The following is a 9,830-nucleotide window of genomic DNA, read 5'->3' on the forward strand; positions in this document are numbered from 1 at the left end:
ATGGGCAGGTTGATCTACTCGGTGATCACGTCGCTCGACGGCTACGTGGTCGACGCCGACGGACGCTTCGACTGGGCGGTACCCGACGAGGAGGTGCACGCCTTCGTCAACGATCTGGAGCGGACGATCGGCACCTACCTGTACGGGCGCCGCCTGTACGAGGTGATGGCGGCCTGGGAGGCGATGCCCACCGACACCCGCCCTACCGACACCCGCCCCACCGACGGCGATCGGCGTCCCGTCATGCTGGACTACGCGCGGATCTGGCAGGCGGCCGACAAGGTGGTGTACTCGACGACTCTCGACGGCGCGTCCACGTCGCGGACCCGGATCGAGCGGCGGTTCGACCCGGACGTGGTCCGCCGGCTGGTCGCGTCGGCCGACGGCGACGTCTCCATCGGCGGGCCCACCCTCGCCGGCCACGCCATCCGGGCCGGCCTGGTCGACGACTTTCACCTGTTCCTCACGCCGGTTGTGGTCGGCGGGGGCGTGCGCGCGCTGCCGGACGGCGTCCGGGTCCGGCTGGAGCTGCTCGGGGAGCGCCGGTTCGCCAGCGGCGTGGTGCACCTGCACCACCGTGCCACCAGCACCCTCTAGCGACGCGCTCCCTGCAGACGATGACGCGACCGGCCGGGGCTCAGGCCACCGGCGTCGGCGGCGAGGATCCGGCGGGTGGCGCGACGCAGCCGGTCGGCCTGCCGCCGCAGTTCCTCAGCCCTCGCGTCGAGCTCGCGCCGCGCCGCGATCAGGCCCTCCGGCGGCACCGCATCGCCGCCGAGCGCGTCCCGCGGCCGCCCCGGCACGGGCATAGGCACGGAAACGGGCACGGAAACGGGCACGCTCGAACCGGACGGGAGCGCGCCCGGCCCGGCGGCGGCCGCGGTCGCTTCGGTCGGAAGTCCGCTGCCGCGGGCCGGCCCGTCGGCGTCCGCCCAGCCCGTCGGAACCGCGGCACCCGGCATCGGCGAGTGGGCATCGGCGCTCACGGTCCGGCCGTCGAGATCCGTCAGGACGGCGCCGGCGCCGGCCCAGGCAACGCCGGCGCCGGCCAGATCGGCGGCACCGGCGGCATCGGTGGCATCGGCGGCACCGGCGGCGCGCGGCATCGGGCGCCGCCGGTGGGACTCGGGGCTCACGGCCCGGACCGCGGCGACCGCCCGCGCCGGCCGTCGCGGCCGTAGCTGTTCCTCGAAGCGGTCCCGTTCGTCGGCGAGGCTCGCGAGCTCCTCGCCGATGCGGTCCAGGTCGCGCTGTAGTCGCCGGCGCAGGCGTCGTACCGCCGGGCCGCTCGTTCCAGCCTGCCGGCTGCGCCGCAGATCGTGGCGCAGCCGCTCCAGGTCGTGGTGCACCTGCTCCTCCAGCCGGGACAACCGGCCCTGCGCCTGCCGCGCCGCGAGCCGCGAGAGCTGACCGGTGATCAACGGCGAGCGCGCCAGCGCCCGGACGCCGACCGTCATCACGATCAGGCCGAGCAGCTCGCCGGCGATCGCAAGCGGGGTCAGCCGCAGCCCGCCCCCGAGCAGCCCCACACCGATGGCGACGCCGGCGAGCGGCTCGACGCTGACCGACGCCGGCAGCGACGCGGGCAGCGGGGCCATCTCGTAGGCGCTCTGCGCGAGCAACGCACTGATCACTGCCACGGCCGCGACCGCCCAGGGCAGCCAGGACCGGGCCAGGGCGTTGACGCCGTCGGCGGTCAGCAGGTGGCCGGCGGCACTGACGAGCGCAGCCTGCAGCGCGGAGAGCAGGCCCGCGGCGCCGGCCAGCAGCGGCGCGCGCCGCACGGCCGCGAGCCCCCGCGTCCCCCAGACCGCGCCGAACACGATCAGCCCGACGAGGACTCCCGTCAGGACCCAGCCGCCGGAGGTCGCGGTCTCGGAATCGCCCGCGTCCGGGTTGCCGGCGAACACGAACAGGGCGAGCCCGACGGCGGTCGCGGCGGCGGCCAACCAGTCCCGCCGCGGCACCACGCGGCGCGCGAGCAACGCGGCGAGCGGCAGGGCGAACAGGAGCTGGCAGATCTGCAGGGGTTCGACGAGCGCGACGGCGCCGTGGGTCAGCGCGGCCCCGGCCAGCAGGCTACCCAGGGCGCCGATGGCGACGCCGAAGTCCCACAGCGGCCGGCGGACCAGCCACAGCAGCAGCCGCAGCCGCAGAACGTCACCGGGTGGCGCACGGAAGGCCACCCGCTGCTGGATGACGGCGGCCACCCCGAAGCACACGGCGGCTCCCAGGCCGAGCAGATAGGTCGCCACTCCTCCTCGATCCCGCCGTGGTCCCGTCGCGCCCGTCGGCGACGGTCCGTCCGTCGCCTCGTGGCGCCGGCCCCCGGCGTGTGCCCGGCCGCATCGGCGGCCGGTTCCCCACAGGGTGTCATGCCGGTGGCCAGATGGCGGTCAGCGGTCGTTCATCCGTCCCCGTTCGGGCGCCGCAGGCGCTACATCTCACACTGGACGCCGACCGCGACCGCTTCGCGGGCACCCCGGGACAGCGCGCACGCGAACATCGCGGGCGGTATGAAGGGACGGCAGCCCGATGTGACCGGAGCGACAACGCGACCGAGTCACAGAGAAGCGACAGAGACAGGTGGACGATGCCGGTGGACACCCGGACGACCCTCGAGCATGACGATGCCCCGGTCCGGTACGACGTGACCGACCAGGTCGCGACGATCACTTTCGACCGTCCGGACAAGCTGAACGCGCTGACCGTGGCGATGGGCGACCGGCTGTTCGCGCTGCTGCGGCGGGCCGACGCCGACCCCCGGGTCCGGGCCGTGGTGATCACCGGGGCGGGGCGGGCGTTCTCCGCCGGCGCGGACCTCGCCATGCTGGCACACACGCCGGTCGAGGGTCGGGATTCGTTGATCGTCTCGCCGGAGAACGGCCCCGCGATGATCCGCTCGCTGCGCCTTCCGGTGATCGCGGCGATCAACGGTCCGGCGGCCGGGCTGGCGTTCGCGGTCAGCCTGGCGGCCGACGTCCGGTTCGTCGCCGTGGACGCGAAGCTGTCGCTGCCGTTCTCCCGGCTGGGCCTGTACTCGGAGTACGGGTCGGCCTGGCTGCTGCCCCGGTTGATCGGTGCCGGCGCCGCCGCGGACCTGCTGCTGTCCGGCCGCGTCTTCCTCGGCGCCGAGGCGGGCGAGCTGGGCCTCGCCCAGCGGGTCCTGCCCGCCGCCGAGGTGCTGCCAGCCGCCCTGGACTACGCCCGCGACCTGGCCCTGAACTGTTCACCGGACTCGCTGGCGATGATCCGCAGCATGATCGACGACGCCGCCGTCTCGCCCCTGGCGGCGCACTACGCGGCGACCGTGCCGGTGATGCGCGCCGGCCTGCGCGCGTTCGACTTCGACGAGGGCGTCGCCGCCCGTCGGGAGAAGCGCGCCCCGCAGTTCCACGAACGCGTCCCCGGCGACACGGACCGTCCCGCCTCGGCCTGACGGCACCCGACGCGGGCGGCGTCAGCCACCTCCACGCACCGCCAAGATCATCGCCGCCGCCCGCGCTACCGGATCACCTCGGTCCCCCACCCGCACCGCTACCCCGGCGGCCGCCGGGGGGTGACGGGCGCCCCGCGTCGGGGCATCGACCAGACTGGAGACGTCTGGGTACAAGCCGATGCATTGCGACATCAAACCGGCGCGAGGAGGCGTTGCGATGAGCGAGCGGGCAGCGAGCGAGCAGACGGGGAGCGAGCAGACGGGGACGGCCGTGGTGACCGGCGGCGGGACGGGGATCGGCCGGGCGATCGCGCGGGCGCTGGCCGAACGCGGCGACCGGGTCGTCATCGTCGGGCGCCGCCCCGATCGGTTGGAATCCGCGGCCAAGGACATCAACGCCGAGGTCGGCGGGCCGCCCGTCCTGCCCTTCGCCGCCGACGTCACCGATCCCGACCAGGTCGAACGCCTCGCCGGGTTCGTGACCGGCGAGTTCGGCACCCTGGATGTGCTGGTCAACAACGCGGGCGGCACCCACCCCGCGCCGGTGACCTCGCTGCGCGACCTCGCGGCAAGGCACACGACCCTCTACCTGCAGAACGTCGTCAGCGCCCTGCTGGTCACGCAGGCGCTCGGCCCCGCGATCCGGCGGCCGGGCGGGCGCATCATCATGATCAGCTCCAGGTCGGCGCGCAGCGCCGGCGGCGACCCTGGCTACGCCGCCACCAAGGCGGCGCTCAACCGGATCGTCGTCGGCCTCGCCAACGACTACGGCCCCGACGGGGTGACGGTCAACGCGGTCGCCCCCGGTTATGTGCCGGACACCGAGCTGTACTCCGGGGCGATCCCGGCCGAGTGGCACGAACGGATCGTCGCGGGCATCTCGGTGGGCCGCGGCGGGGCGCCCGCCGAGATAGCCACCGTGGTGCGCGACCTCGCCGCGCCGGGTTCGTCGTTCGTCAACGGCACCGTCATCGAGGTCGACGGCGGCCTGCGCCCGAGTACCTGAGCCAGCCCGAGTACCTGAGCCAGCCCGAGTACCCCAGTACCTGAGCCACCACGTCGGGTCGGCCCGCGCAGGGCGGGCCCACGGCCGTCCTCGTTCACCCAAATGATCAGGAAGGCGGTCGATCACTCATCGATGGGATGAGCCCCGGTGCTCCGCCGGACGCGAGGCCCGCTCTGTGCTGAGCGGATCTGTGGTGACCCGATCTGTGGTGAGCGGACGGCAGCGCCGGCCGCCGCGGGCCGTCATCGCGCTGCTGGCCTGCCTCCTGCTGGTCGCCGGCTGCCTCGGGCGGAGTCCGGAGCGGGCCGGCGGAGACGGCGCCCGCGGCGCCACGCCCCCGACCCGGGACGCACTCGCCGCGGCCGTCGGGGCCGCGCAGCCGACCTCGTCCCCCGCGCCCTCCGCAACGGCGAGCCCCTCCCCGGGGCCGACGGTCGACGATGCGGAGACGGCGTGGGTGGAGTCGACGCTCGCGCGGATGACGCCCGAACAGCGGATCGGCCAGTTGCTCATGGGCTACGTGTTCGGGACGTCGGCGGATGACCGCGCGCCGAGCGCGCTGGCCGGCAACCGGACGGTCGCGGGCACGGACACGGCCGCCGCCGCCGTGCGCGATCTCGGCCTCGGCGGCGTCGTCCTGTTCGACGCCGGGGGCACCGGGCCGGGCGCGTTACCTGACAACGTCGTCGCCCCCGGCCAGGTCCTCGGCCTCACCGCCGGGCTGCAGGGCNCCGCGGCCATCCCCCTGCTCGTCGCCGCCGACCAGGAGCAGGGACCGGTGATGCGGATCCGCGACGGGGTGACCCTGCTGCCCGACGCGATGGCGCAGGGCGCGAGCGGCCGTGTCGAGGACGCCCGCGACGCCGCCCGGGTGACCGGCACGGACCTGCGCGCGCTCGGGATCAACGTCGACTTCGCCCCCGACGCGGACGTCAACACCAACCCGGCCAACCCGGTGATCGGCGAGCGGTCGTTCGGCGACGACCCGGCCGCGGTCGCCCGCCTCACCGCCGCGGCCGTGAGCGGGTTCGCCTCGGCGGGGGTGGCCGCCGCCCCGAAGCACTTCCCCGGGCATGGCTCGACATCGGTCGACAGCCACCTCGACCTGCCGGTGGTCGCGTCGTCCCGCGAGCGGCTCGACGCCGTCGACCTGGCGCCGTTCCGGGCCGCCGTCGCCGCCGGGGCGCCGATGGTGATGGTCGGGCATCTGCTCGCCACCGCGTTGGACGGCGAGTCCCCGGCGTCGCTGTCCCCGGCGGTGGTGACCTCGCTGCTGCGCCGGGAGCTCGGCTTCGACGGCGTGGTCGTGACCGACGCGCTGAACATGGCGGCGATCACCAAGCGGTACTCGCCCGGCGAGGCCGCCGTGCGCGCCGTGCTCGCCGGCGACGACCTGCTGCTGATGCCACCGCGGCTGGTCGAGGCCCGCGACGGCCTGCTCGCCGCGCTGCGCGGCGGCCGGATCCCGGCCAGCCGCATCGACGACTCGGCGCGGCGCGTGCTACGTCTGAAGTGGCGCCTCGCGCATGCCACCCCGGCTCCGGCCGGCGACGGACCCGCCGTGGCCGCCCGGGTCGCGTCCCGGTCCGTCACCCTCCTGACGCAGGACTGCGGGATCCTCCCCCTGCGCGCGGGCGCCCCGGTCACGGTCGCCGGCTCGTCCACCGCGGCCGCCCGTCTGCGCGCGGCCCTGGCCGCCCGGGGAGTCGTCGCCCCGGCACCCGGCGCCGCCGGCGGGACCGCCGCGACGCCCCCCGGCACCACCGGCGGATCCGCCGCCACGGGGCCCGGCAGCGCCGGCGGATCCGCCCCGGTGACGATCGTCCTCGCGGGAGGCGCCGGGCCGCCCGCCCGCACCGACCCCGGCACGGTCGTCGTCTCCACCGCCACGCCCTACCACCCGCCGACCGCCGCCGCCGCGTGGCTGGCCGTCTACTCCACCGATCCGGCCTCCATCGCGGCCCTGGCCGCCGTGCTCACCGGCACCGCCCCGCCGCGCGGCCGCCTTCCTGTCACCGCGACCGCCCCCTCGGGTCGTCCCCTCCCCCGCGGCTCCGGCCTCACCACGCTGCGCCCCTGCTGACCCCCGCGCCCCGAGCCGGGCCGGGCGTGGGCGGCGGGGCTGCCGGCGGCAGGCGGGCTAGTGCTTACGGCCGATGGCCCCGTAGGCGCTGACCTGCGCGTCGGTCAGGTCGGCCGGCACGGCGGCGTCGGGCCGCCAGCGGTGCACGGAGACCAGCCCCGGGTCGAGCAGTTCCAGCCCGGCGAACAGCGCCTCGACCTCGGCCCGGGTCCGGGGCCGCAACGGGATGCCACGCGCGCGGTAGGCCTTGGCGCCGGCCTCGATCGTCGGGTCGTGGTCGGGAGTGAGATGGGACAGGACGAGGTAGCTGCCGGCCGGCAGGGCGTCGACGAACCGGCGGACGATGCCGCCCGGGTCGTCGGAGTCGGGCAGGAAGTGGCCCACCGCGAGCAGCGACAGCGCCACCGGCCGGGACAGGTCGAGGGTGTCCGTGACCTCCGGGGCGGTCAGGATCCGCCTGACGTCCCGCACGTCGGCGTCGAGGTAGGCGGTCCGCCCCGCCGGGGTGCCGGTGAGCAGCGCGCGGGCGTGGGTGAGCACGATCGGATCGTTGTCCACATAGACGACCCGCGCGCCCTCGACGGCCTGTTGGGCGATCTCGTGCAGGTTCGGGCTGGTCGGGATCCCCGTGCCGATGTCGAGGAACTGGTCGATGCCGGCCTCGCCGGCCAGGTGGCGCACCGCCCGGGCCATGAACGCCCGGTTGGCACGGGCGGCGATGCTCGCGTTCGGCGCGACAGCCCGGGCCTGCTCGGCGGCCTCCCGATCGGCGGGGAAGTTGTCCTTCCCGCCCAGGTAGTAGTCGTACATCCGAGCCGGGTGAGGCAGGTCCACCCGCAGGTCCACCGGCTTCGGGTCGTCGGCCATGGACCGCCACCACGGCGTCTCCTCCGAGCCCTCGGACCCGTGCGGATCCGTGCCGATCTCCGTGTTCACCACTGCCCTCCACTGCCCTCCACTGCGCTGATCCGCCCCGATCGGCGCCAACGGCCACGGGTGCCCATGCCGACAATAGGAGAGGTTCGTCCCCGGTTCCCGGCGCCCCCGTCCCTCGAGCCGGCCACCCTCAGGAATCGACAGGGCAACAGGAATTGACGGCGCAACGCGATGCCGTCGAATTCCCGCCTGGTAGGGGTCAGCAGTTCCGTCGCCAGCCGGCCGGCTGCGCCGCGGCGCTACGAGACGAGGGCGCCGAAGACGTCGGGGACGGCCTCATCGAGCACGATGCCGGTGGCGATGCGGGTGAGGTGGGCTCGGTCGGCCGCCGGGACCTCGACGACGAGGTCGGCCAGCCGCTGGCTGACCTCGTCGTAGAAGGCGTCGGTGAGCCGCTTGCCGTCCGGGGTGAGGGAGACGGTGATGGCGCGCCGGTCGGTCGCCGACATGGCGCGACGCAGGTAGCCGCGGCGCTCCACCCGCTCGACCAGGCCGGTGACGCTGGACTTGTCCAGCCGCAGCATCACACTGATCTCGCCCATGCCGCGGGACTGGTCCTTGAGCACACACATCAGTTGGGCCTGCGGCACGGACAACCCGTGACCGGCGCAGACGTCGGCGTAGATCGAGTTGACCAGGTAGGACAGCCGCACCAGGGCCACCGGTGTCGTGAACGTCGCGCCCACCGCGGATCTCCCCTCGCGTCGCCGTGCAGACACTGTACCGCCGGCAGTTTGCATTGCCGACCTTATTGATTAGTGATACATACTATACGTGCTACAAACAAAAATGATCGCGATGCGAGCTCGACACCACCCCGTCTGGGGGAATGGACAGTGAGCGGCCTGGACGGGTCCCGACTGGTGTTCGGCGCCGGCGGTGCGGTGAGCGGGCTGTCCGCGTCGCAGACCCTGGACCTCGCCCAGAGCGCCGACGAGCTCGGCTACGACCTGTTCAGCCTGAGCGACCACCTGCACGGTCACAGCCGGACCGTCGAGCCGCTGGCCGCCCTGAGCTGGCTGGCCGGCCAGACCCGCCGCATCGAGCTGGCCACGAACGTCCTCGCGCTGCCCTACCGGCCGCCGGCGGTGGTCGCGAAGACAGCCGAGACGCTGGACCGGCTCTCCGGCGGCCGGTTCGTCCTCGGCCTGGGCGGGGGCGGATATGACGAGGAGTTCCGTGCCTTCGGACTGACCGAACGGACCCCCGGACAGAAGATCACCGGCCAGCGCGAGGCCATCGGGATCATCCGCGGGCTCTGGTCGAGCGAGTCGACCACCGTGCACGGCCGCGAGTTCTCCGTCGACGGCGCCCGCATCGAGCCTCGACCCGACCATCCGATCCCGATCTGGCTCGGATCGTACGGGCCGCGGGCGCTCGCGCTGACCGGTGAGCTCGCCGACGGCTGGCTGCCGTCCGTGGGCCGGATCGGCCTCGAGGGCGCCCGCCGAATGCGCGAGTCCGTGCTGGCGGCCGCCCGCGACGCAGGCCGCGATCCCGCCGCGATCACCTGCGCCTGCAATGTGATCGTGCGCGTCGGGCCGCCGCCGCAGCCGGGCTCGGGCGCGGTGACCGGCGGCGTCCAGGAGGTGATCGACCAGCTCCTGCAGATCGTGGCGGTCGGCTTCACCGCCCTGCTGCTGGCCATCCCGACCGTCGCCGAACAGGAGGTCGTGGCCCACGAGATCATCCCGGCCGTCCGCGCCGAGGTCGCCTCCCGCGGCCTACCGCCCACCCACGTCGGCTGACAACCAGCCGGTCGTCATGGCGCCCAACCCTTCGCGCTCGGGTTGGGCGCAGACGGACGGAATCGCGAGATGCCCATTGCCGAAGAACTAGCATCGCATGTCGTGGTCGCTGTTTGCCGTCGCGGTCAAGGCGAGGCCGCGGATACCCGGGTCGGACCTGTCGGCCTCGCCGGATTCACTCCGAAACGACACGTGCAGAAGCGTGGCGGTGCCTTCGATGGGCCTGGAGAAGCACAGGCCGGCCATGGCGAGTTGATGAGGGTCGTTCGGGGAACCGTCGGCGACCCACTGTTTCCAGGCTCTTCGAAGTTAGGCGGGGTTGAGGCATCCGCGGGCTCGACGGGTGGTTGCGCAGCGTGTTCGTAGGCGCTGGTTGGTGGGGTTGCGGTATCCGTAGGCGTTGCGGGCGTCGAGTTTGACGACGCGGTTGTAGCCTTCGCTGGCGGCGTTGGTGATCGTGGTGTGGAGGAACGTTTCGATGCAGGTCCACCAGGTGCTGACGGTGGTGGCGAGGCGTTCGAGCTCGGGGACGTCGGCGTCGGCGCACCAGGTGTAGAACCTCGCGAGCCGGTGGGAGATCACGGTGCGGTCGGGGTGGGTGCCGGCGAGAGCGAGCAG

8 protein-coding genes and 2 pseudogenes are annotated in these 9,830 nt (G+C 74.1%); 6 read left to right on the top strand and 4 right to left on the bottom strand.

Annotated features, from left to right (window positions below):
• Nucleotides 1-597, top strand: a complete 597-nt coding sequence (locus UK82_RS05355; protein ID WP_044887633.1) for a dihydrofolate reductase family protein — start codon at nucleotides 1-3, stop codon at nucleotides 595-597.
• On the opposite strand, the gene UK82_RS33525 is transcribed toward UK82_RS05355, so the two are convergent.
• On the bottom strand, nucleotides 594-2,255 hold the full coding sequence (locus tag UK82_RS33525) for a DMT family transporter (protein ID WP_157866987.1): 1,662 nt from the start codon (nucleotides 2,253-2,255) through the stop codon (nucleotides 594-596). The genes UK82_RS05355 and UK82_RS33525 overlap by 4 nt on opposite strands.
• 338 nt (nucleotides 2,256-2,593) lie before the next feature.
• Between UK82_RS33525 and UK82_RS05365 the strand changes: the two genes are divergently transcribed.
• The 4 genes and pseudogenes from UK82_RS05365 to UK82_RS05375 all read left to right on the top strand — a co-directional run.
• Nucleotides 2,594-3,439, top strand: a complete 846-nt coding sequence (locus UK82_RS05365; RefSeq protein WP_044887632.1) for an enoyl-CoA hydratase-related protein — start codon at nucleotides 2,594-2,596, stop codon at nucleotides 3,437-3,439.
• A 217-nt stretch (nucleotides 3,440-3,656) separates the two neighbouring features.
• Nucleotides 3,657-4,445: an SDR family NAD(P)-dependent oxidoreductase gene (locus UK82_RS05370; protein ID WP_044887631.1), complete on the top strand. Its 789-nt coding sequence runs from the start codon at nucleotides 3,657-3,659 to the stop codon at nucleotides 4,443-4,445.
• Between the two features lie 193 nt (nucleotides 4,446-4,638).
• Nucleotides 4,639-5,175, top strand: a pseudogene (locus UK82_RS35915) (beta-N-acetylglucosaminidase); the annotation flags it as partial.
• 1 nt (nucleotide 5,176) lies between these two features.
• Nucleotides 5,177-6,528 (top strand): annotated as a pseudogene (locus UK82_RS05375) (glycoside hydrolase family 3 protein); the annotation flags it as partial.
• A gap of 57 nt (nucleotides 6,529-6,585) precedes the next feature.
• Here the strand turns inward: UK82_RS05375 and UK82_RS05380 are convergent.
• Both UK82_RS05380 and UK82_RS05385 read right to left on the bottom strand, forming a co-directional pair.
• A complete protein-coding gene (locus UK82_RS05380; RefSeq protein ID WP_236705542.1) occupies nucleotides 6,586-7,395 on the bottom strand; it encodes an SAM-dependent methyltransferase in 810 nt (269 codons plus the stop codon).
• A gap of 308 nt (nucleotides 7,396-7,703) precedes the next feature.
• Nucleotides 7,704-8,150 (bottom strand): MarR family winged helix-turn-helix transcriptional regulator, encoded by a 447-nt coding sequence (locus UK82_RS05385; protein ID WP_052681408.1) that lies wholly within the window; start codon nucleotides 8,148-8,150, stop codon nucleotides 7,704-7,706.
• 150 nt (nucleotides 8,151-8,300) lie between these two features.
• Between UK82_RS05385 and UK82_RS05390 the strand changes: the two genes are divergently transcribed.
• A complete protein-coding gene (locus UK82_RS05390) occupies nucleotides 8,301-9,212 on the top strand; it encodes an LLM class flavin-dependent oxidoreductase (RefSeq protein WP_052681407.1) in 912 nt (303 codons plus the stop codon).
• A 309-nt stretch (nucleotides 9,213-9,521) separates the two neighbouring features.
• Here UK82_RS05390 and UK82_RS05395 read toward each other — a convergent pair.
• Nucleotides 9,522-9,830, bottom strand: a 309-nt coding sequence (locus tag UK82_RS05395; RefSeq protein WP_161849091.1) for a transposase, incomplete at its 5' end; no start/stop codon positions are given.

Source organism: Frankia sp. ACN1ag (assembly GCF_001414035.1).
Classification (GTDB): Bacteria; Actinomycetota; Actinomycetes; order Frankiales; family Frankiaceae; genus Frankia; species Frankia torreyi.